Annotated in this window: 18 protein-coding genes and 3 pseudogenes; 7 read left to right on the top strand and 14 right to left on the bottom strand. The window is 61.4% G+C overall.

Annotated elements, in window-relative coordinates; genetic code table 11:
- Positions 1 to 2: 2 nt before the first annotated feature.
- Positions 3 to 1,163, bottom strand: coding sequence for an NAD(P)/FAD-dependent oxidoreductase (locus FQU85_RS00715; protein ID WP_145843592.1), 1,161 nt, complete (start codon positions 1,161 to 1,163; stop codon positions 3 to 5).
- Between the two features lie 564 nt (positions 1,164 to 1,727).
- Between FQU85_RS00715 and FQU85_RS00720 the strand changes: the two genes are divergently transcribed.
- The 3 genes from FQU85_RS00720 to FQU85_RS00730 all read left to right on the top strand — a co-directional run bounded on the left by FQU85_RS00720 (position 1,728) and on the right by FQU85_RS00730 (position 7,420).
- The gene (locus tag FQU85_RS00720; protein ID WP_145843601.1) at positions 1,728 to 4,712 is read left to right on the top strand and encodes an FAD-binding and (Fe-S)-binding domain-containing protein; all 2,985 of its coding nucleotides are present in this window, start codon (positions 1,728 to 1,730) and stop codon (positions 4,710 to 4,712) included.
- 358 nt (positions 4,713 to 5,070) lie between these two features.
- Positions 5,071 to 7,005 carry an aldehyde ferredoxin oxidoreductase family protein gene (locus tag FQU85_RS00725; RefSeq protein ID WP_145843603.1) on the top strand — a complete coding sequence of 645 codons (1,935 nt, stop codon included), beginning with the start codon at positions 5,071 to 5,073 and terminating at the stop codon, positions 7,003 to 7,005.
- A 46-nt stretch (positions 7,006 to 7,051) separates the two neighbouring features.
- A complete protein-coding gene (locus FQU85_RS00730; protein ID WP_145843605.1) occupies positions 7,052 to 7,420 on the top strand; it encodes a hypothetical protein in 369 nt (122 codons plus the stop codon).
- Positions 7,421 to 7,595: 175 nt separating this feature from the next.
- On the opposite strand, the gene FQU85_RS00735 is transcribed toward FQU85_RS00730, so the two are convergent.
- The 6 genes and pseudogenes from FQU85_RS00735 to FQU85_RS00760 form a co-directional block, all read right to left on the bottom strand.
- Positions 7,596 to 7,850, bottom strand: a complete 255-nt coding sequence (locus FQU85_RS00735) for a hypothetical protein (protein ID WP_370516752.1) — start codon at positions 7,848 to 7,850, stop codon at positions 7,596 to 7,598.
- A gap of 92 nt (positions 7,851 to 7,942) precedes the next feature.
- A complete protein-coding gene (locus tag FQU85_RS00740; RefSeq protein ID WP_145843610.1) occupies positions 7,943 to 8,332 on the bottom strand; it encodes a hypothetical protein in 390 nt (129 codons plus the stop codon).
- Positions 8,333 to 8,508: 176 nt separating this feature from the next.
- On the bottom strand, positions 8,509 to 8,814 hold the full coding sequence (locus FQU85_RS00745; protein ID WP_145843612.1) for a ubiquitin-like small modifier protein 1: 306 nt from the start codon (positions 8,812 to 8,814) through the stop codon (positions 8,509 to 8,511).
- Positions 8,815 to 8,925: 111 nt separating this feature from the next.
- Positions 8,926 to 9,117 (bottom strand): annotated as a pseudogene (locus FQU85_RS00750) (PadR family transcriptional regulator); the annotation flags it as partial.
- A 124-nt stretch (positions 9,118 to 9,241) separates the two neighbouring features.
- Entirely contained in the window at positions 9,242 to 10,498 is a 1,257-nt protein-coding gene (locus FQU85_RS00755) for a TIGR00341 family protein (RefSeq protein ID WP_145843630.1), read from the bottom strand.
- Between the two features lie 105 nt (positions 10,499 to 10,603).
- Positions 10,604 to 10,903, bottom strand: coding sequence for a hypothetical protein (locus FQU85_RS00760; RefSeq protein WP_145843631.1), 300 nt, complete (start codon positions 10,901 to 10,903; stop codon positions 10,604 to 10,606).
- Between the two features lie 541 nt (positions 10,904 to 11,444).
- On the opposite strand from FQU85_RS00760, the pseudogene FQU85_RS00765 reads away from it, so the two are divergent.
- Positions 11,445 to 11,975, top strand: a pseudogene (locus FQU85_RS00765) (DNA polymerase domain-containing protein); the annotation flags it as partial.
- A gap of 139 nt (positions 11,976 to 12,114) precedes the next feature.
- Here the strand turns inward: FQU85_RS00765 and orc4 are convergent.
- Positions 12,115 to 13,347 carry a DNA replication protein Orc4 gene (gene orc4 / locus FQU85_RS00770; RefSeq protein ID WP_145843632.1) on the bottom strand — a complete coding sequence of 411 codons (1,233 nt, stop codon included), beginning with the start codon at positions 13,345 to 13,347 and terminating at the stop codon, positions 12,115 to 12,117.
- Between the two features lie 632 nt (positions 13,348 to 13,979).
- Positions 13,980 to 14,303 carry a hypothetical protein gene (locus FQU85_RS00775; protein WP_145843633.1) on the bottom strand — a complete coding sequence of 108 codons (324 nt, stop codon included), beginning with the start codon at positions 14,301 to 14,303 and terminating at the stop codon, positions 13,980 to 13,982.
- Between the two features lie 138 nt (positions 14,304 to 14,441).
- Here FQU85_RS00775 and FQU85_RS00780 point away from each other — a divergent pair, with 138 nt between their 5' ends.
- Together FQU85_RS00780 and FQU85_RS00785 are read left to right on the top strand one after the other, a co-directional pair.
- Positions 14,442 to 15,368: a MarR family transcriptional regulator gene (locus FQU85_RS00780; RefSeq protein ID WP_145843634.1), complete on the top strand. Its 927-nt coding sequence runs from the start codon at positions 14,442 to 14,444 to the stop codon at positions 15,366 to 15,368.
- Complete coding sequence (locus tag FQU85_RS00785) at positions 15,365 to 16,168, top strand: DUF6036 family nucleotidyltransferase (protein ID WP_145843635.1); 804 nt, start codon at positions 15,365 to 15,367, stop codon at positions 16,166 to 16,168. The genes FQU85_RS00780 and FQU85_RS00785 overlap by 4 nt, the downstream gene beginning before the upstream one ends.
- Before the next feature lie 11 nt (positions 16,169 to 16,179).
- On the opposite strand, the gene FQU85_RS00790 is transcribed toward FQU85_RS00785, so the two are convergent.
- The 3 genes and pseudogenes from FQU85_RS00790 to FQU85_RS00800 all read right to left on the bottom strand — a co-directional run bounded on the left by FQU85_RS00790 (position 16,180) and on the right by FQU85_RS00800 (position 18,418).
- Positions 16,180 to 16,995, bottom strand: a complete 816-nt coding sequence (locus tag FQU85_RS00790; protein WP_145843636.1) for a hypothetical protein — start codon at positions 16,993 to 16,995, stop codon at positions 16,180 to 16,182.
- Positions 16,996 to 17,085: 90 nt separating this feature from the next.
- Positions 17,086 to 18,033, bottom strand: a complete 948-nt coding sequence (locus tag FQU85_RS00795) for an ImmA/IrrE family metallo-endopeptidase (RefSeq protein WP_145843637.1) — start codon at positions 18,031 to 18,033, stop codon at positions 17,086 to 17,088.
- 87 nt (positions 18,034 to 18,120) lie between these two features.
- Positions 18,121 to 18,418 (bottom strand): annotated as a pseudogene (locus FQU85_RS00800) (hypothetical protein).
- A gap of 213 nt (positions 18,419 to 18,631) precedes the next feature.
- On the opposite strand from FQU85_RS00800, the gene FQU85_RS00805 reads away from it, so the two are divergent.
- On the top strand, positions 18,632 to 18,856 hold the full coding sequence (locus FQU85_RS00805; RefSeq protein ID WP_145843638.1) for a hypothetical protein: 225 nt from the start codon (positions 18,632 to 18,634) through the stop codon (positions 18,854 to 18,856).
- Between the two features lie 671 nt (positions 18,857 to 19,527).
- Here the strand turns inward: FQU85_RS00805 and FQU85_RS00810 are convergent.
- Both FQU85_RS00810 and FQU85_RS00815 read right to left on the bottom strand, forming a co-directional pair.
- Positions 19,528 to 19,917 carry a hypothetical protein gene (locus FQU85_RS00810; RefSeq protein WP_145843639.1) on the bottom strand — a complete coding sequence of 130 codons (390 nt, stop codon included), beginning with the start codon at positions 19,915 to 19,917 and terminating at the stop codon, positions 19,528 to 19,530.
- A gap of 347 nt (positions 19,918 to 20,264) precedes the next feature.
- On the bottom strand, positions 20,265 to 20,783 hold the full coding sequence (locus FQU85_RS00815) for a DUF6166 domain-containing protein (RefSeq protein WP_240792389.1): 519 nt from the start codon (positions 20,781 to 20,783) through the stop codon (positions 20,265 to 20,267).
- Positions 20,784 to 21,191: the final 408 nt, after the last annotated feature.

A 21,191-nucleotide genomic window follows, 5' to 3' on the forward strand; every position in this document is an offset into this window, starting at 1 on the left:
TGTTACGGGAGTGGGTCGTAGCCGCGCAGCCAGGTGTTCCAGTAGACGCTGGGCAGGACGTTGACGTCCATGATCCAGTTCATCCGGCTCTCGACGGGCGCCGAGATGCTCTCCTCGTAGTCGAACTCCGCGACCATCGCCTTGCCCTTCTTCGTTAGCAGCGGGCAGGCCGCGTACCCATCGTACTCGGCGGTCAGGCGCCCGCCCTCGATGTGGGCCGTGAGGTTGTCGAGGACGACGTGGGACTGTTTGCGCGCGGCGGCCGCCGTCTTGGCGTTGGGCGTGTCGGCCCCGTCACCGAGCGCGAACACGTCCGGGTACTCGGTGTGCTGGAGGGTGTGTTTATCAACCGTGACGTACTCACCGTCCGTCAGCGGCGAGTTCTCGGTGAGGGCCGGCTGGCCGTACTGGGGCGGGACGGGCGCGTACAGGTCGTACTCCTGTGTGTCGCCGTCGGTGGAGTGGATGACCTGTGCCTCGTGGTCGATTTCATCGACCTCGAATCCGAGGTTGGCTTGGATGTCTCGTTCCGCCCAGATCTCCTCGAGTTTCTCGCGGTAGGGTGAGACGCCGAAGACGGCGTCGCTGCCCTTGGTCATGACGACCTCGACGTCGTCGCGGACGCCCTGACGCCGGAAGTAGTCCTCGGCGAGCATGGTCATCTTCAGCGGCGCGCCCCCGCACTTGATCGACGTCTCCGGGACGGACACGACGAAGGTTCCCTCCTCGAAGTCCGCGAGGGCGTCGCGCAGACCCATGGCGGCCTCGAAGTCGTAGAATGGGTAGACGGCGTCGGTCTCCTCCCAGCCCTCCAGCATGCCGGGGGTCGTCTCGGGCGCGAGTCGGTGGCCCAGCGCGACGACCAAGTAGTCGTAGGAGAGGGTGCCGTCGCCGAGCGCGACGGTCTTTTCCTCGGGGTCGACGCCGGTGACCTCGTCGTGGGCGAAGTCGACGCCGCTGCGGAGTAAGCCATCGACGTCCCGGAACTGGTCTTCGGGCTCCATGTACTCGAACGGGAGGAGGTAGAACGACGGCTGGTACGCGTGCTCTGTACTCTTGTCGACGACGGTGATTTCGGCTTCGGTGCGATCCAGGCGGCGGCGAAGCATGTTGGCGGTCATCGTACCGCCGACGCCGGCACCGAGGACAACTATGTGCTCCATATACACTCTATTCTTTCGTGGGACGGAACCTGAACGCTGAGGTAGCAGAGATGATGTTTGAGATTCCTCTGCTCGCGTGGATCTATGGAAAAAAATTACCGCTAGATGACCGCGGTCGTCCCACCGGTTCGGTGACGTAGTCGGGAGCCCCCGTGGAAAACAACCGTATCGCCGGACTGTTCCACGACCGGGCTGCGAACGCGGCGATGACCGCGTTGCAACGCGGGTTTTCTGAAGCGGTGCTGGGCTGCTTCGAATGAACGCTCTCGACATCGGCGGGGCTGCTGTGTGAACGGATCGCGCTCCGATCTCTCGCGATGGGCACTGTTCGTTGCGACCATGCCGCCAGCGAGACCGACACTACCTGACGTCGTGTGTTCGAAAACGGATAGCGGTGGTCTGCGGAGGGATATCGCGGATGCGGAAGCGAGTTGCACAGCCGCGAACGCCTGTGTTTGCTGGGTCACCGTTTCGTTTAGTCTCTATTCATGTACTTATACGCGTGTATGGAATTATAGGTGTCTCACCGCAGCGCTTAATTATCTTGTTTTTTCATGATAGTACATGGCTGTCGACGACGACTACGATTCCAGCGGACTGACGACGTCCGTCGACGCACTCGGACACGACCATCCCGACGTCGCGGAGTACGCAGCACTCGCGTCCGACCTCCGAGACCGCGTCGAGGGAGCGGTCATGTTCGACGAGTACGCCCAGATACTCTACGCGACCGACGGCAGCATCTACCAGGCCCGACCGGCCGGAGCGGTATGCCCGCGCGACGTCGCCGACGTGCAGGGCGCAGTCGAGGTCGCGGCCGACCACGACGTTCCGATCCTCCCACGCGGAACCGGCTCGTCGCTGGGCGGACAGACCGTCGGCCCCGGCTGTGTCGTTCTCGACCTCAGCCGACACATGGACGACATCCTCGACGTCTCGCCCGGTGAAAAGCGAGCGACCGTCCAACCGGGCGTCGTGCAAGACCACCTCGACGACGCGCTCGCCGAGCACGGACTCAAATTCGCGCCCGACCCCGCGTCCTCGAACCGTGCGACGATCGGGGGCGGCATCGGGAACAACTCCACGGGCGCTCACTCGGTCCGATACGGCATCACCGACGCGTACACGGAACGCCTCCGGGTCGTCCTCGCGGACGGGTCGATCGCGGAAACCCGAGAAATCGTCCTCGACTCCGAGGAATGGGACGCCGTCTCGACGGGCGACTCACTCGAAGCCCGGCTCTACCGGACGGTTCGAGAGGCCGTCGAGGAGAACCAGGACGCGATCGCGGAACGCTATCCGGATCTGAAGCGAAACGTCTCCGGCTACACCCTCGACCGCGTCATCTACGAGAACGAGGCGGGAGACGAGTGCATCAACCTCTCGACGCTCTTCGTCGGCTCCGAAGGAACGCTCGGTGTCGTCGTCGAGGCCGAGCTCGGACTCGTCACCAAGCCGGCGGAGACGGCGCTCGCGCTCTACTTCTTCGACGACCTCCTCGATGCGATGAAGGCCGTCCCGCAGGCCCTCGAGTACGACGTGAGTGCCGTCGAACTGATGGACGACGAGCTGTTCGACCTCGCACGCGACTCGGCGGAGTTCGCCCAGTACGCCGAACCGATTCCCGGGGACGCCGCGGCCGCGCTCATGCTCGAGTACGACTCCGAACTCCACGACGACTTCGAGGCGGCTATCGCGGCGACCGACGAGCGGTTCCTCGCGAACGGCGACGCCTTCGACACACTCGCGGCGTACTCCGACGCGGCACAGGACGACCTCTGGAAACTCCGCAAAGCCGCGATCCCCCTGCTGATGGGGATGCAGGGCGATCCGAAACCCTACCCGTTCATCGAGGACGCGACAGTTCCCCCCGACGAACTCGCGGAGTACGTCCAGTCGTTCCAGGACGTCCTTCACGAGCACGGCACGTCAGCGGCGTACTTCGCGCACGCGGGCGCCGGCACCCTCCACATCCGCCCCATTCTCAACCTCAAGGACGAGGATGGCATCGAGGCGATGCATTCGATCACCGAGGACGTCACGGATCTCGTTCTCGAACACCACGGGTCGTTCTCCGGGGAGCACGGCGACGGCCTCGCACGCACGGAGTTCAACCCCAAGATGTACGGGCCGGACATCTGGCAGGCGTTCAAGGACGTCAAGAGCGCCGCCGACCCGGACTGGCTGATGAACCCGGGAACGGTCGTCTACCGGGAGGACAACCCGACTGACACGCGCGACCACCTCCGCTACGGCGCGGCCTACCAGTCCGTCGAACCGCAGACCGAGCAGGACTTCACCGAGGAGGGCGGGTTCTCACATCTCGTCGAACTCTGTAACGGCTGTGGGACGTGCCGGCAGACGGACAGCGACACGATGTGTCCGACCTACCGCGCCTCCGGGGAAGAGATTCAGACGACGCGCGGTCGAGCGAACCTGCTTCGGGCGGCTATCAGCGGCGAACTCGACGAGGACGAACTCCACTCCGAGCGGTTCACGGAGGAGGTGCTCGACCTCTGCATCGGGTGTAAGGGGTGTCAGTCCGACTGTCCGACCGGCGTCGACATGGCGAAACTGAAGACGGAGGTCAAACACGACTACCACCAGGAGCACGGTGCGGGCCTCCGCGAGCGACTGTTCGCCAACATCGATACCGTCTCGAAGGTCGGCAGTATGCTCGCACCGGTCTCGAACTGGGGGACGTCCCTCCCCGGCGCTCGCGCGGTCATGGAGTCGGTGCTGGGCATCCACCGCGACCGCGAACTCCCGACGTTCCGCCGCGACACGCTCGAAACGTGGCTGGCCGAACGGACGCCGCAGGTCTCGGAAGCCGACGCCGAGCGGAAGGCCCTGCTCTTTCCGGACACGTACACTAACTACAGCTATCCCGAGCCGGGGAAGGCAGCGGTTCGCGTGCTCGAAGCCGCCGGCGTCCACGTCGAACTCGCCGAGGACGTCACCGATAGCGGCCGCGCCGCCTACTCGAAGGGCTTTCTCGACGCCGCAAAGGAGTCCGCCCGCGAGAACGTCGACGCGCTCGCCGCACAGGTCGAGGCCGGCTGGGACGTGGTCTTCGTCGAGCCCTCGGACGCGGTGATGTTCCAGGACGAGTACCGGGATTTCTTCCCCGGGACGGAGCGCGCCGAGGCCGTCGCGGCGAGCGCGTTCGGCGTCTGTGAGTACCTCGACACGTACCGGCTCGGCGAGAACGTCGACTGGACCGCGCCCGCGGAGTCGCTGTCCTATCACGGCCACTGCAACCAAAAAGCCACGAACAAAGACCACCACGCCGTCGGCGTGCTCCGCCGCGCCGGTTACACGGTCGACGCCATCGACTCGGGCTGCTGTGGGATGGCGGGTTCGTTCGGCTACGAGGACGAACACTACGAGCTCTCCCAGGCCATCGGTCGACGCCTGTTCCGCCAAGTCGAGGAGAGCGACGGCGACCAAGTCGTCGCACCCGGGGCGTCCTGTCGGAGTCAGCTCGGCGACCGCGACGGAGCGAGCACGCCCCCGCATCCGATCGAGCGCCTGGAGGCCGCGCTCTGAGATCGGTGGCTCTGCGAACGCAAGCCGGAATAGCGGACGGCCCTCCGGCGATAGCGGGAGCGCGTCAAGCGCCCACAGGTGCGCGCGCGGCCCGTCGTTAGCTGCTTGCAGGTGGCCGCGTTATCGCGGGGTCGTTCGGGGATCGGTGGGTGCGCTGAGGGCGAGCGTCCCGGACTCACCTGCGAGCGTCTCCGCCTCGCCAGGAGTGTGTTCGCCGCCCGGTGACTCTCTGGGGCGGTATCTCCGAGGGCGGCTATCGCCACGAATGGCGTTCTCACGCCGATAATACGCCGTTCTGGGGGTGTGCGTAGGCCTAATCATTAAGTACGTAGCGATCCGTGGTATGTAGTATACTATCATGACTGACTTGGGTGGGTTCCACGACCACGTCGCACGGGTCGACCTCAGCGAGAGCGAGGTGAACTACGAGAGCGTCGACGACGAGGACGCGAAGAAGTACATCGGTGCGCGCGGACTCGGCGTCAAGTACGTCTTCGACAACGGAATCGACGTCGACCCACTCGGCCCCGATAATCTCATCGCGTTCATGAACGGGCCGCTGACGGGGACGCAGGTGACGATGAGCGGCCGGATCGCTATCTGTACGAAATCACCGATCGAGGGACAGGTAACGGACTCCCACCACGGCGGCTGGTCGGGCGCCCGCCTGAAGTGGGCCGGCTTCGACGGCCTTCTGTTCGAGGGCGCCGCCGACGAGCCCGTCTACGCCTACGTCGAGGACGGCGAGGTCGAACTCCGTGACGCCTCCCACCTGTGGGGGAAGGGTATCCACGAAACCCAGGCCATCGTCGAGGACGAACTCGAGGGCGAGTACGGCAAGGACCTCTCGATCATGACTATCGGGCCGGGCGGCGAGAACGAGGTGCGATACGGCTGCATCATCAACGAGGACGACCGGGCGTCCGGCCGCGGTGGCACCGGAGCCGTCATGGGGTCGAAGAACCTCAAGGCGGTCGTCATCAAGTCCTCGACGGAGATGCAACAGCCCGCCGATCAGGAGACGTTCCGCGAAGGCCACAAGCAGGCGATGCAACTCATCCAGGAGTCCGAGGTCACCGCGCCCAACGAGGGCGGACTCTCGATGTACGGAACCAACGTCCTGATGAACGCCACCGAAGAGATGGACGGCCTGCCGGCGAAGAACGGGAAATACTCCTCGACGCGCTCGATGCGTGAGTCCGAAGGCGTGGACACCGACGCCGAACAGGTCTCCGGGGAGACCGTCCGGGAGAACATCCTCGTCGACGAGCCGACCTGTCACTCCTGCCCAGTTGCCTGTAAGAAGGAGGTCGAAGTTCAGGCAGAGCACAAGGGCGACGAGCTCAACGTCCGGATGGAGTCCTTCGAGTACGAGTCCGCCTGGGCGCTCGGCCCGAACTCCGGCCACAGCAATCTCGACGACTCCGTGCTGTTGATCGATAAGTGCAACGACCTCGGCATCGACACCATCGACGCGGGCAACACCATCGCGATGGCTATGGAGATGACGGAGGAGGGGAAGTTCGACGACCTCGACGAGGGAGTCGAGTGGGGGGACTCCGAGGCGATGATCGACCTGCTCGACCGGATCGCCCACCGCGAAGACGAGTTCGCCGACCACCTCGCCGGCGGGCTCGCCCACCTCGAAGAAGCGTTCGACGCCGAAGAGAACTCCCTGGCGGTCAAGGGCCAGTCGATGGCCGCCTACGACCCCCGCTGCATGAAGGGGATGGCGATCGGGTACGCGACCTCGAACCGCGGGGCCTGCCACCTCCGGGGATACACGCCGGCCGCGGAGATCCTCGGCATCCCCGAACAGGTCGACCCGCACGAGCCCGAGGGGAAGGGCGAGCTCTGTGTCACCTTCCAGGACATGCACGCCATCTCCGACTCCTTCGATATCTGTAAGTTCAACGCCTTCGCGGAGGGGATCGAGGAGTACGTCCTCCAGTACAACGGCATGACCGGCCGTGACGTCACCGAGGAAGAACTGATGGAAGCCGGTGAACGCATCTACAACCTCGAACGCTACTATAACAACCTCGCCGGGTTCGACGGCGACGACGACGACCTCCCCGGCCGGTTCGTCGAAGGCCACGAGGACGCGATTCCCGCGCAGGGCGGCGCGGCGGGTGAACTCGCCGAGCTCGACCAACTGAAAGACGAGTACTACGAGGTTCGCGGATGGGTCGACGGCGTCGTCCCCGACGAGAAACTCGACGACCTCGGCATCGATGTCGGCCCCGGAACGGGCGTCTCCACCGGCGACTCCCCGGCCCCCGCCGACGACTGAAGCCGCGAAGCGACCACTTACAGTCGCGTCCCCACTCCACTACTGTATGACCGAGCGCGAGAACACGAAGTTCGAGTTTCGAGTAGCGGCCCGCCTGACCAGTCACGGCGTTTACGTCGACGAGGTCGTCGACGCAGGCGGACGCTACGAGGTGACCTACGAGTCGCTCTCGGCGGACGGCGAAGGCGTCGTTCCGCACCGCGAGGTCGGACGAGTGATCAACGTCTTCCGCGACCTCCACGACGACGACTGGCGTGGCGCGGACATCGACGCGACCGTGACGGACTTCGACGGCGTCGAGCAGGGCCGGTGGCACGTCGAGTCAGAGTGGCTCGACGCCCTCCACAACGGCAGCCTCACCGAGGTCGAGTTCTCCGAACGCGTCGTCGGCACGATCGAACGCACGGACACGTGACACAGCGCCCACTCCCGGCGCCCGGATAGACCGCGGTTCTCGAACGGTTTGCTGGACGTGTTCGAGCATCGTCGACATCCCCGAGTGCGTGCCGTTCGCCGTCGCACCGGCGGGATCGGCCGGTCTGGCCGTCGAGCGGATCGGTGCGGTCAGCCGTCCGATCTGACAGGTCGTCTCACCCGCCCGCCCGGATCGCCTTCTGGGAGAACTTCTCGATGACGTGTTCAACGGCCGCCTCCTCGCCTTCGAAGACGACGGTCACCTCGTTAAGCCGGATTGACGGCCCGACATCGACCGTCCGCTCGGACACTGACGCCCGCCAGTCGTCGCCCTCGACGGTCTCCTCGTCGACCTGTTCGCCGCCGAGGTTCTCGAGATAGCCGACCGCCGCCCTGGCGGAGAGCGCTCGATAGCTCCGTTCGCGTGTTATCATCACTCGTCCTACGGGATGGCGGACGACTAAAACTGTCGGCGGCGGCTTCGCAGTCGACACTCCCCGATCCGGCGCTCGATTGTGCGGCGCTAGCCGGATCCCGACCCGGGCCTGATACCGTCGTTGAAGATGCGGGCGTGGCGTTCACGGTTGATCCGATCCGCCAGGTCGTCGTGCTCGTGGATCTGTTGGAGGACGGCGCCGTGCAGGTCTCGCCAGGCCATCGCGTAGATCGGTGACTGGCCCCAGGCGCGCAGTTCGACGATGAACTCGTCGTACTTCTCCCACCGGTCTTCGAAGCGCTCGATCATGTCGACGATCGCGCTCGCCCCGTCCTCCTCGTCCGCGGCGGTGAGCGCGGCGTTGAGCTCTCGCTCCCAGCCAGCGACGGCCTCACCGATGTCCTGTTTCGTGTCCTCGCTCTCGGGTGGAAGCGAATCGACAATGCGCTCCGGGATTCGTAGTTCGATTTCGTCCACACTCGTTTTCGGACGTCTCAGACAATAAAGATGGCCACGAGTGTCGATCCCGCCAGTGACGAACACGGTCGGTCGACAGCGCTCGTGGGCGAATCGAGCACCGTACTCACAGCGAGCACTCGGCCTCGAACCGGGCTGTCCGATGCCGGGCGCGTAGCGTTGAACTACCCGTTTAGTTACCGGTGAGTGGCGTGCGGCGAAGATCTCGATCCGCCGGCGACCGGTGGGAACACGCTAACCCTGTCGCCGTCGGTGAGCTCCGTCTCCAGTCCGTCGATGTACGTGATGTCCCGCCCCTCTTTCATGACTGTGAGGTACTCGCGGAGCGAGCCGTCGTCGTCGAACAGCTCCATCTTGGGGTGTTCATCCGAGAGGTCTCGAAGCACGTCTCCGACTGTCGAGCCGTCCGCGTACTCCCGGCGGATCGTCTTCTGACCGACTGTCTCACGGAAGTTCGCGAAAAAACGCAGCATGAGCTCCATGTCCGGACGATCACACTCGAACTATATAAAAAGATCTGCGGGACTTCGCGATGCGGAGTTCGTCTTGCACTCCCACGACGCGACGCAGCTGCGCGAGAGCACGAAGCACCGACGGGGCGCGTTCTCGTACTTGGCCATCTTCTCGGGCTTGCGGGAGCTGGTCTCGTAGCTCTGCTGGAGCGGCTCTTCGGCGGCGAGCAGGTTGTGGTTGTTGAGGAACGCTCGCTCCTCTTCGGTGAACTCGTCGAACTTCCAGAGGGAGCCCTGTCGGCGCTGGTCGTTTATCGCGACCGCCCTCACGATCGACGGATATCTGGTCGACGACTCCCCGTTATCGAAGTGTAAAACGGTTCAGTTTCGGTTCCTCTTGAGGTTCCCCGTTCGACTTTCATTTCGCACACGGGGTGTTCTCCGTTCGACTTGATACTCAATTCATCTCTTGCTTCTGGAGCGTCTTCTCTACGATGAATGTGACTCGTACGTCGCCGACGGTGGCGTCGTCGATCTGCTCGCGCAAGGCGTCCGGGTTCGCGGGCCGCTCGGCAATATGCACAGTGACGACAGTCGGCGTCCGCCGGACGAGGTCACGGTCGTACTCGTACTCGATTTCAGTTACGTTGACGCCACTCTCCGCAAGGACTCGGTTCACCTCGTCGTGGAACGTCCTGGTCTGTTGGGCATCGATGGTCGAGACGACGAGGAACGAGGTCAGGACGAGCACACAGCAGACGAGGATTCCCGCACGCTTGATGGTCTGTTTGCGTGCATCGCGTTGATCTGTCCAGTGTTCGGGCCGGTACCCCTTCAGCCAGAACGTCGCAAGGCTGGCGAGGTTGATAGCGATCACGTTGACGAGCGCGAGGACGAGCGCGCTGACGGCGACCGGGACGGCGCCGTACACGAACGCGATGCCTGCGACTGCGCCAGGTGGAACGACGGCGAGGGCGACCATCACGCCGACGAGCGCCTCACTCAATCCGGTGGTAATCGAGAGCGCACCTGCGACACCGGCCCCGAGGGCGATGACGAGTGCGAGAACGCCGGGGTTGGTGATGCGGGTGATGGTGAAAACGCTACGCAGGTGGATGTTCGGAGCGATCCCCACCCGGATCACTCCAGCGGTGATCGTCGCGACGACGAGGACGAGTGCGACGCCGAGGAGTTGCCGTTTCAGGCCGAACCGAAAGAGTCCACGGTCGTTGAGTGCGGTGCCGACACTCGATCCGACGGCCGGGCCCATCAGTGGAGCGACGACAGTGGCACCGATGACTACCGAAGGTAGGTTCGCGACTAGCCCGGCAGTAGCCACGATAGTACTCACGGTGGTGAATAGTGCGTAATGAGGCGAGCCGACCATGCCCTTCGCGCTGTCGAGTAACTCCTCGCGGGGGATACGCGTCGCCTCCTTGCGCAGTGACGTCTTCTGTGTCCGGTCTTCCAGCGACTCGGAACGAACCGTATCCGTCTCTGAGAGGAGAACGACACTTTCCTTCTCGATGCCAATGTCGCGGAGTTCTTCGAGCACATCCTCGACATCCTCGACGTGGACGACGGCGGTGAGCAGGTGGGCGTACTCGTCTTCCTCACGGGTGTCCGTGACAGTGTACTTAGTGTCTCGATCCGCGAGCACGTCGACGACGGCGTCGAGTTTTCCTTCGGGAATGGGGACTTCGAGCTCGCGCATTTTCAGTCGGTCTCACTCCAGTTCATCGGTTTGGGTTTGTTCAGGTTTGCCAGAGAGTATACGACTGGTTCGAGTCGCCGTCGGAGGCGCACTCTGCACGTTCGACTACTCCTTTTTAGCGGCACGGGTGCTTGAGCCACCGATGGACAACTCGATATTGGCCTTTTTTAGTGTCACCAAGCAGATTTCTGACTTCTGCTTGAGGTGGATGCCTTTCTTATCTGAATCGACGTGGTAGCGCCCCTGTGTGAGTACTTCACTGAGATCTTCTCGTTGCCGGAGTGAACCGATAGCACTGAGGCAGGCCGCGCCGAGCACTCCGAGTATGAGGCGCGTCCACAGGCCGTTAATCGAGGAATCTTCCGATTTTTCGCGGGAAGATTCGTTTGTGAGAGAGTCGATCATCGTGTACTACATTTAAACACAGTCTATTTAGCATAAATAAAATTTACTTATTTATATTAATTATTGAGATAAAAAATTAAACTAAAATTAGATCTAAAAGTTAGGTTTAGATGAGAGTATAGAATCTTCGCTCATTGACTCGCCATCGGTCGTTGGAATTAGTGGGTTACGTACTATTGAATGTTGTATACGAGCCATATGAGGGCGGACTCACGGACTCGTCGCTTGAATTCCTCGCTGTCTATTTCTCATTCGGCGGATGCCTTCGCTACTCGGGAAGAACCGACTCCCTCATCATAACCAGCCGACGCCAGGCTTCTCCGTACCGGTCACAGTGCTGTTTTCGGTCTGGACTTGTTCAATCGCGCCGCTGAGAGTGATGTAGTACAGTCGGCCTGTCCCACCGCCACTGAAGACGACTTCTTTGGCTCGGCCGCCGATCCTGACCGCCGTTCAGGGGGCGCTCGACGCACACGATCCGGACGTCCTGGTCTGCTCGACGAGCGAGAGCGCCCCGACCCTGTACGGGATGGCGACGGACGCTGTCGACGGCGACTTCAAGGTCAGAGGGATCGAAGCCCGGCAGCGCTCGACCCCGCCGTTCATCGAGGACGTCCAGCGGGACTGTCTCGACCAGCTCGATGCCACGCGGTCACCGGACGTCGTCCTCGACTGTCTTCAGGACGCGATCAAGCGCCTCCATGCTAGAACGGTGCCGGTCGAGCAGCTCGTCGAACGGAATCGTGTCTCCAAGCCGCTGGAGGGCTACACGCCGACCACGCAGAACGTGGCGGCGCTGAAGTGGGATCGAGACCAAGACCTCCCCATCCACCCGGGACAGGACATCGAGTACGTAGTTGTCGACGACGAGAAATTCTCGCGAGACCGGGTCGCCCTCGCCCACGAGGAGATCGAGACCTACGACGCCTCGTACTACGAGACGCAGCTGATCAGAGCGGTCGAGAGCGTGCTTTCACCGCTCGGGTGGAACCGATCCGACATTCGCCGGGAGCTCTCCGGTGAGAGGGACGCCGTTTTGAGCTCGTTCGAAGCCACCAACGAACTGTCGTAGTGGACTCCACCCCTGGTTTCCGTCGTTTCGATCCAACCCCACGTTTCCGACGTAATTTTCGACCCCCCTCGTTTCCGTCGTTTCCTCACGCCCCACCCCGGATTTCCGTCGTCCGCACCCATTCAGTAGTAGGGGGTCACTACTCGCGAGTCCAGTCCTGCATCCGGCTGTCCTCAAGGATCGTTTCGCGGACGACCTGGGGATCTTCGATGAGTCGGTTCTGGAGATGGATGCCGCCCGCACTCCCCTTGTTGATCTTCTCGATTTCGACAACCCCGAGGAAGGCCTGCTCTTTCAGGATGTCGCGGAACCGGCGGACGGAGAGGATATCCATATCGAGATGGTTGCAGATGCGTTCGTACTGGTCGTACACCCGGCTCGTGAGGAACGCATCGTCGTTGCTGTTGACACTCAGCTCCGTGAGCGCCAGCAACGCCGCCTTCGCCTGCGTGGGTGCGCCGTTCACGAGTTCTCTGAACCGGTCCTTTTCGGCGTGCTGCTGTGCCTGGCGGACGTGTTCCTCCGTCACCTGCTCTGCTCCGGCCTCGTAGGCGACCTCCCCGGCGTGGCGAAGAATGTCGATCGCCTTCCGAGCGTCACCGTGTTCCTGCGCGGCGAAGGCCGCCGAGAGCGGAATCACGTCCTCGGAAAGGACGTCGTCCTGGAAGGCGTCCTCGCGGTTGAACATGATCTCCCGGAGCTGGTTGGCGTCGTATGGCTTGAAGAACAGCTCCTTGTGCTGGAAGCTGCTTTTCACGCGCTCGTTCACGTTGTCGACGTACTGGATCTTGTTGCTGATCGCGATGACACCGACGCTACAGTCGATTTTTCCCGCCTCCTCAGCGCGCGAGAGCTTCATCAGCACGCTGTCGTCGTTCATCAGATCGATCTCGTCGAGGATGATGATCACAGAATCGAATTGAGCGTCGAGCGTCTTCCAGAGGAGTTTGTAGTATTTCGACGTACTGAGGCCGGTATGGGGGACGGAGATTCCAGTCGAAGATTCATCGTTCAGCTTCGCGGCCAGTGAGGAGATTGCTTGAGTCTCCGTGTTGTCTTCAGCACAGTCGATATACGCGGTTCCAATCTCGACGCCATCCTGAGCGGCATTCTGAGCTCGTTGGCAGACGTGTTTCGAAACGAGAGATTTACCGGTCCCCGTTTTCCCGTAGATCATCATGTTTTCCGGGGAGTACCCGTGGACAGCACCGTTGAGACGTTTCGCGAGCTTCGAGATTTCCTCGTCGCGACCGACGATCCGGTCAGCCTCCGGAACGTGGCCGATTTTCAGGAGATCCTTGTTCGCGAAGATACGATGCCCGGATTCAAAGAGTGGATCGTCGACAGAACTGGGTGAAGAGTCGGGCGTCATTGAATATCACACGGTGTGAGCGGGGGGAGTATAAATCTAGTGGAGAACGTCACCCCACGTTTCCGACGTTCCTTGTCCGATATCAGCCGGAAAATGCTGTAATTCGGTGGAATTGGATTGCTGACAATATAGCCGCGTTTCCGACGTGAGGGAGGAAACCCGTAGACGGAAGCGTCGCCTCGATGTCGAATCCCGAACCCACACACCCCACGTTTCCGTCGTAATCACCGAACAGGTGGGGAGGGGACTCGAAGAAGACATCCACGACGAGATACCAAAGATGAGAGCGGCCTAGCCGTCCAATACTGGCCGTCTACAGAAGCAGCTGGAAAGGATCGTTTCATCTGAGGGGGGCGAAGTACTTCGCCCCCCTCTTTGGTCGAAGTACACTTAATGAGCGTTTCTCAGCTATACCACTTTAATCTATGTGTTACAGAAGTTAGTTCTTCTCTAGATTAGTTCTAGGTCAACAGAATTAGTGGCTGTATTGCACTATCGTAGTCTCTCCCTACGCCGTCGTGGAGAAACGACGGAAACGCGGGGGGTGTGGTCCCTTCGAAATCAGCGTCACCCCCTCCACCAACATCCAGTTACGACGGAAACGTGGGGTGGGTGTCCTCCATCATCGAGTTTTACTCGTCCGGGTTGACCGGACCCTTGTACTGAGAACGAATCTTCTCTCCCTCCCGCCACTGCCAGTAGTAGTAGCGATTGTCGTTGATTTCTTTGATCGTGATCGTCGCTTTTGCAGGGACGTCGTCCGGGAGATCGTCCGGTCGCTCTTCGACCTCTTCTTGATCTGCCGACTCCTCGAGACGGGCCTCTCGTTCCTTGTGCTCGGCGAGCGCTTCAGCGTACGTCGCAACGTCTCGGAGCTGCTCCGGGTCCGACTCGTTGAGCGTGTTGACGATCTCCGTCGGGAGGTTCGCCGGTGGGGTCGGGGGTTCGTCGGACATCGGCTACTCTCGTGTTAACCAACACGTCCCACGAATCCATAGTTTTGTTGGTTAAGGCGATGGAGACGACTCTCGTGCCTGTTGACTGTAACATTACTCGAAACTTCTTTATATATAAGTTTCGTACTATGTTACACCGTGCTCCGGCGCATCGAACTCGAGATCCTCGCCACGGTCGACCGCGGCGACACGATCTCCGAACTCGCGACGAAGCTCGACCACAGCGAGAGCTACCTCTCTCGTGCCGTCGCCGACCTCGTCGAAAAGGGACTCGTCTACACGGAACGCGACGGGCGGCGAAAACGAGTCGTTCCGTCGGATGCTCGCGCCGTCGAACTCTACCGGGACCTCGTCCGCCAGCACTCCCATATCGACTTCCCCGAACTGCTGACGGGCAAGGCACTCGAGGTGCTGTACTACCTCGACCAGCCGCGAACCGTCTCCGAGATCGCCGACCGGAGCGACAACTACCGCAACACGGTCAACCGCATCCTCAAGCGGATTCGCGACCGTGGTCTCGTCGGGACGGCCGACGGCCGCTACGAGTTCAACGCCGACTTCGACCGCCTCCACGAGTTCGCCCGTGAACTCGCACACCAGCTGCATCGCCAGCGCCTCGAAGCCGTCGCCCCGAAGGGGACGATTCTCTGGGAGGACTACGACGAATTCCTCGCGCAGGCCGAGAAGGAGATCGACGCAGAGGGGTTCCACGAAACCGGCCTCGCTCGGTTCGCGGCCTTCGACCTCCAGTTCCTGCTCACCGGCCACCGCTACTACGTCTACTCCGAGGATCTCGACGCAGTCTCGCCGGCGGAGCTCTGCTGTCACACGCTACTGATCGACGACGGCAGCCGTCACCGCTCGTACTGTCTCCTCCTGCTCAGCCACGTCGACGTCGACGAGGCGGACCTCCGAGAGCAGGCGGCGAAGTATGGCCTCGAAGACGAAATCGACGCCTTGCTCCGTTACCTCGAGACGCACGGCGAGGTCGACGACGACCGGCTCCCGGAGTGGGACGAGTTCCAGGAGCTGGCGGCTGACTACGAGGTGCCACTACCACAATGAGACCAACATTCGGACGTGAGTACATCGAGAACGAATTCCAGCGGATCGGGGACGGGCTATCTGAACCGCTCACGGTCTACCTGATCGGTGGTGGCGCGATGTCGCTGCGCGACCTCAAAGGGGCGACGAAAGACATCGACCTGGTCGTCCCGGATGGCGACGCGTACGGTCAGCTGTGGGCCGTCCTGATGGACCTCGGGTATGCGGAGGTTCAATCGCTGGATCCAGATTACCGGGCGCTTGGCGCGACGAGCTGCGTCGAGAACGACGACGGGTGTCGTCTCGACATCTTCAACCAGCAGGTCGCGAACAAGCTCGTGCTCACCGACGGGATGCAAGAGCGCAGCGAGCCGTTCCTCGACACGGATCGACTGACGGTCCGGCTGGTCAGCAACGAGGATATCTTCCTGTTCAAGGCAATCGCAGGCCGCGACGACGACATCGAGGACATGAATATGCTCGTGCAGGCCGGCCTCGATTACGACGTCGTCCGAGATGAACTCGAAGCCCAGATCGAACGCCTGGGGGACGATCAGTTCGCCACGTTCGCGAACGAGGCCCTGGTCGAACTCGAGGAGCGGTACGGGGTGACCACGCCGATCGAGGGCCGCGTCCAGGAGCTCACGAACAGGTACTACCGGGGGCTCGAAGCCCTCCAGGCACTCGACAAGCCGATGACCGTCGATGAACTTGCCGCCGAACTGGAGTTGGATACTGACGAGGTTCACGACCGGCTCGCGTATCTCTCAACGTTCGACCGGGTCCGTCGGGATGGCGACACAGTCCGTCCCGAGGAGTAGTCTGGTCACGACTACGGGGAAGGGAGGCGGCCGTCTGGGCGGGGAACGCGGCCCCGTTTGATCTCGTGATCGACGCGGCGCAGATGCTTGCAGCCGCCTTCGGGTGAACGTTGCTGCCAGTCGGGACAGGTACACGATTCGTCGATGACGTCGACTTCGTACCTGTTGCCGGACGCGGACTGTACCTCGTAGCGGCCACCTTTCGAGAGGAGCGAGACGTCCATCGCTTCGGCGACGGCACGCTTCGTGCGGGGCTCGAGATCGTCCTTTGACTGTGCGTTCTCGTCCACGACCAGTCGGTCGCGAACGTCGCCCGTTCGGCCACCGTCGGGAGCGACGGCTTCCGCAGGGCCACTGAGCCGCTCGTGGAGCACTTCCTCCACCGGATGCCCTTCCTGCCACAGGTAGTGGACCTCGCGGCGCTCGCGATGGTCGTAGGAGCCGCACGCGGCTGCGCTCCCAGTCCAGACGCGCCAGGCACCGAGCGCGGCCATCACGTCGACGACGTCACGGGGAACCGTCTGGTGGTCGTCCGGGAAGAACACCCGGAAGCGTGTACACGCTTCTTGCGGCGGGAGGGTCTCCCACCAGTCTTCGCTGGAGCCCCAGCTGTCGCACATCGCCTCGTCGCTCCCGTAGCCGACGGTCACGCCGTCGATCGGCGTCCAGTCTGCTGGGAGGTGGTCCGCCTCGCCTTCGAGCACCCGGAGGACGGCGTATCGAAGGTACTCGTGGGCTTGGTTGTCTGTCGTTCGAGCGACCTGGTCATGCTGCTCGGCAACGTGCTCAGCTTCCTCGAGGATCGTCGTGAGATAGGGTTCAGTCATCATTCGACGAAGGTCAGAACGCGCCTCCGGCCCTCGGCGGGCGCAGAAAAACTTAACCAACAGAGCGGAAGGAATCCATCACTCTGTTGGTTAATCAGGTTGGGACGAGGATTCGCTCTCGAGAACGTCAATGAGCTCTTCTGCCGTTCGACTAATCCGTCCAAGCCGCTCGCGAACGACCTCGGGATCGTCCGACTCCCAGGCCGCGAGGTAGAATGCCGACCCGCTAGTGTCGAGCCCACAATAGCGTCCGACGACATACGCGACGGCTTCGGCCTCGACTTCGCGTTTCGCCCGCTCGGTGTCGTCGTCGACGTCGAAGTGGAGCAGGGCGTGGGCGTACTCGTGAATCAGCGTCCGCGCAAGGTCGGCCTCGTTCTCCCGATCACGCACCTCGACGAGCGGCTGAACGTCGACGAGGCTTAGCTGCTCGCAGATTCCCTTTGCCTCGCCGTGGGTCCATTCCTCCGCTGGAACGATCCGCACCGTCACGCCGAGGTCATCAGCGGCGGCAGTCAACTGTTCGACGAGATCGCCGGCGTCCCCGGTCGCTTCCGTGTCCAGGTCGGGAAGCGGCTCGCCCTCGGTCTGGGAGACATCGAATACCGGCGCGGGCTTGAACCCGACCAGGCCCTCGGACCACTCCTCGGGCGACGTCTCATCGTAGTCACAGTCGCTATCCTCGTGGTAGCTCGGCGAGTTCTCGCACTCCGGACACTGTGTGGTGATGATCGGCGCCCAGATCCAGATGGCCGACTCACCCTCCGTGACGTGGCGATCGAACTCCTCCTGCCACGTCCGGTAGCCGGCGACCTTCGTCGCCTCGGGACATTGGCGCTTGATCAGGAGAGTGTTCCGGTAGGAGTAGTCGTGGAAGCGACTCTGGACATCGAGCCACTCTTGGAACTCGTCGCTGGCCTGCGCGTCGTCAACGCCGGCGACGAGGTCGTCGATCCACTGTTCGATCGTACTGTTCATCTCGTCGGATCGAGTGTCGGTTGCCTCGAAGGAGACCGACGAGTCACTGGTCGTAGCCATTGTGTGCACCGAATCAAGGTTACGGCGACTGCGTCTGTGCAGACCGCGCCGCACCCCTCAGGGGCGTTCAAAAAACCGCTCTGTCGGTTAGCGGAGTTCGTGGCGTTCGTCCGCAAAGCCGACCGTAACGAGGTACTCGAGGAACTCGTCGAACCGCTCGACGTCGCTGGGCGTGTCGGTCGCAAGATGACGCGCCCACTCGATGGCCCACTGGAAGGCGGGGTCTGTCCCGCCCTTGCCGTGTAGATACCACCACCGGGCCGCTTTGAGAACCCTCGATTTCGTCGGGGACGTCGGCGGGATCGACCTCCGCTGATTGCGTATTGTCGATATCGACCGGAATCTCATCGATCGAGACGTTGTCAGGACGCTGTTGTTGACTCACAGGCAGTCACCTCTGAGGACTCTTGATGGAGCCCTCACCCTCTCTGGGGGGCGCGAAAAACAGGTCGCGAAGTCACGCCAGCGGGAGGTAGACGCTCTACTTGCCGGCGTGATTCTTGAACTAGATGGCTCTGTTGAACTCCTTAGTGCCTGATAGCATCGGCGTGCGAGATACAGACAAGGACTTTAGCACTTCAGCGGGAGAGTCGAAACAATGCTTGAACAAATACAGACAAGCCCTCTATTCAGTATTCGCAGGGCAGTGTTCACATATCTGCTCGCATTCCTCATCTCCCTTAGCGATATGTGGCTCATCCATGCGGTAGGAATCGATACACCCGAAGAACTCCTGACTCAAACGCTTATTCACGGAACGGGCTTCTATCTCGGCTATACTCTCCTCGCCTTGTTCAATAGGTCAACTAAAACACCAACGTGAGTAGTTCGCAGGAACGATGTAACGGGTGATTCTCCGTTGAACCTACGAAGGCAACACCTTGTGAAGTGTTCTATGACACACCCATCCTATTAGTTAGATATATTCCCATTTGAAAACGTTGGTAAATTGAGCTTGCGTATTGAGCAAGGAGATTATTGTTCTTCGGTTCGATGCTGGGGTTAGGATGGATTCTGATACGTGGCTCTTCGTGAAATCCTCAATAGCCGCTATTGGCGGATTCACAGCGTACCGCGTCTTCTTCCCGGATTCCAACGGCACACCGATTTTTGTCGCTGCCGTGGTGATTCTCCTCTTGCTAACGGCATTAGATGAGTATCGTCAGGGCGCCAGTTCGTAAACGACACTGCCTGTCTTTATCGATCCGCGCCGGAACCTGTCGACCACTGTGGATTTCAACAGAGCCTCACGGACAGAATGGTACTGTTGGCTTCAAATTCTGTGCGGCCGGAAGTTTCTGCCGAACAGTCAATGCGCTTAATGGTGTGATTCACTTAACAAGTGAAGAGAAGGACGAGCAGTACACCTCAATTCCCGCTGGCGCATTCAACTGGTTCGTTAGTGGTCACACAAACGGACTCTGAGCCACTCTATACAACCCCTTCCAACAATCTTCTATAGGATAGTTTCCGAGAGCCACTTTTCTATGCCGTTCACGGGTTACTGGTGCAATTTGTGGTAAGAATCCGATAGTCTGCGATGATTTCTCCGTCGGGAGTGGAGGCTTGAAGAGTGATAGTTCCAGTGTCCAGCTGAGCTGTAGGGATCGACATACTATGAGATCCGGGAGGCATTGAATTATTCGTTTTAATTGTATTCCCGCCAGCTATCAGCTCAACAGTAGCGACGATCTCGGTTGTATTGTAGGCGATTTCTATCATTCCCGCGTCTTCAACAACCTGTGTGATTTCGACTGTTGAACTCGGGGTCTCTTCCTCAAAGGAAATAACGCACTGGTGACTGGTGGGGGCTCCACCACCGGAAAGACATCCGGAAAGAAGGAGCACACCAACGGCCAGAACGGCGGGGACTGAACACGTCATCTATTTGCAATCAAGGAATCCTGCATTGTCTCTTTTCTGCTTCACGAGGGAGTGTCTAAGTGGTGAATACACCGTCCGTGTTATTAATGAAAATAATTCGCGGTTCCGAGTGGATCGGAGCGTTGGCCGTGAGAGATACGACGCGTTCAGAGGAGACCAGCCACGAGCAACGGTAAACCAAGTACCTTGCGGGCGATAATTCCGAGGAGCTTGGCCCGAAAGTCTTACTTCTGCCGCGTTCGGTCTGGGACGACGAGCGTCACGTTCATTGGTACGTCGCGGGAGTGGTAACCCCCGCCCCCCTCTCGGGGGCTCGAAAAACAGCTCCGGAAGCGCCGTCGCCGCCCCTACTGGCTAGCTGCCGGGAACTCGAAGCCGCCGGTGTCGCTTCGTAACTCCTCCGAGTCGGTAGTTTCTGATTGGACTGCTTGGCGCCCCTCCTCCAGTTCCTCGCGGCGATCGTCGACGCTCTGGTGGATGCTGATGTCGTGTTGCTCGCAGAGTGCTCGCTCGACCGCGAAGGTCATCTCGTCGAAATCGACTGCCGTGATGTCGACATCCTCCGGTGAGGGCGTCTCATCAGCGACGTCGATGGCTCGCGACCAGGTATCTGACGAAATGTCGCTAGTTGGGAGTCGCCACTCCTCGCCCTCGAGCTCTTCACGCAGGTACTGCGCGAACTCCTTGTAGTGATCGAGCGCGATGTTCTTCGTCACTGAATCGGCCAGCAGCGCGATTGCGAGCTGATCGATGCGGGCCTCGTCGGCCTCCGGTTCCCAGTCGAATCCACCAGGGGCGCGGCGCAGAACGTAGAGGTGCTTGTCCAGTACGTCGCCATCGGGCGTGTACACCAGCTGTCCACCCATACAGCGTTCACCGCGGTACGCTCGGCCGGCGGTCATCGGAACCCACCCTCCCAGTGACCCATACCTCGTGGTCGTTCTAGGGGCTGACGGGGACGGGAGTCCAACGGTCGACGGGCGGTATCTGGACCGCGTCCGGCTTCTTGATTGCTCGCACTCGCGGTCCCTGTTGGTCGGGATCCGACGTACATCGGCTTTCGCGCTTGGCTCCGCTCCGTGACGACCTCCCGATGGAGCAGCGTACAGAGCTCCATGACGCTCTCGGGGAGCGCGAATGCTGCCTCTCGCGACCTGAGGTCGTGCTGGCTGAAGAGAATCGTCCCATCAGCCCGGTCGATCCGGACCAGCCAGTCCGAGGGTCGCTGAACGTGGCAGAGGACGGATGTCGAGAACTCGTAGGCGAACACGAAA

It is taken from the genome of Salarchaeum sp. JOR-1 (assembly GCF_007833275.1).
Classification (GTDB): Archaea; Halobacteriota; Halobacteria; order Halobacteriales; family Halobacteriaceae; genus Salarchaeum.

Coding starts and splice junctions, on each gene's coding strand:
- FQU85_RS00760 (WP_145843631.1), bottom strand. CDS start 10,903: ATGATCGACTCTCTCACAAACGAATCTTCCCGCGAAAAATCGGAAGAT.
- FQU85_RS00715 (WP_145843592.1), bottom strand. CDS start 1,163: ATGGAGCACATAGTTGTCCTCGGTGCCGGCGTCGGCGGTACGATGACC.
- FQU85_RS00775 (WP_145843633.1), bottom strand. CDS start 14,303: ATGTCCGACGAACCCCCGACCCCACCGGCGAACCTCCCGACGGAGATC.
- FQU85_RS00755 (WP_145843630.1), bottom strand. CDS start 10,498: ATGCGCGAGCTCGAAGTCCCCATTCCCGAAGGAAAACTCGACGCCGTC.
- FQU85_RS00805 (WP_145843638.1), top strand. CDS start 18,632: ATGCTTGAACAAATACAGACAAGCCCTCTATTCAGTATTCGCAGGGCA.
- FQU85_RS00785 (WP_145843635.1), top strand. CDS start 15,365: ATGAGACCAACATTCGGACGTGAGTACATCGAGAACGAATTCCAGCGG.
- FQU85_RS00810 (WP_145843639.1), bottom strand. CDS start 19,917: ATGACGTGTTCAGTCCCCGCCGTTCTGGCCGTTGGTGTGCTCCTTCTT.
- FQU85_RS00790 (WP_145843636.1), bottom strand. CDS start 16,995: ATGACTGAACCCTATCTCACGACGATCCTCGAGGAAGCTGAGCACGTT.
- FQU85_RS00720 (WP_145843601.1), top strand. CDS start 1,728: ATGGCTGTCGACGACGACTACGATTCCAGCGGACTGACGACGTCCGTC.
- FQU85_RS00730 (WP_145843605.1), top strand. CDS start 7,052: ATGACCGAGCGCGAGAACACGAAGTTCGAGTTTCGAGTAGCGGCCCGC.
- FQU85_RS00725 (WP_145843603.1), top strand. CDS start 5,071: ATGACTGACTTGGGTGGGTTCCACGACCACGTCGCACGGGTCGACCTC.
- FQU85_RS00815 (WP_240792389.1), bottom strand. CDS start 20,783: ATGGGTGGACAGCTGGTGTACACGCCCGATGGCGACGTACTGGACAAG.
- FQU85_RS00745 (WP_145843612.1), bottom strand. CDS start 8,814: ATGGAGCTCATGCTGCGTTTTTTCGCGAACTTCCGTGAGACAGTCGGT.
- FQU85_RS00795 (WP_145843637.1), bottom strand. CDS start 18,033: ATGGCTACGACCAGTGACTCGTCGGTCTCCTTCGAGGCAACCGACACT.
- orc4 (WP_145843632.1), bottom strand. CDS start 13,347: ATGACGCCCGACTCTTCACCCAGTTCTGTCGACGATCCACTCTTTGAA.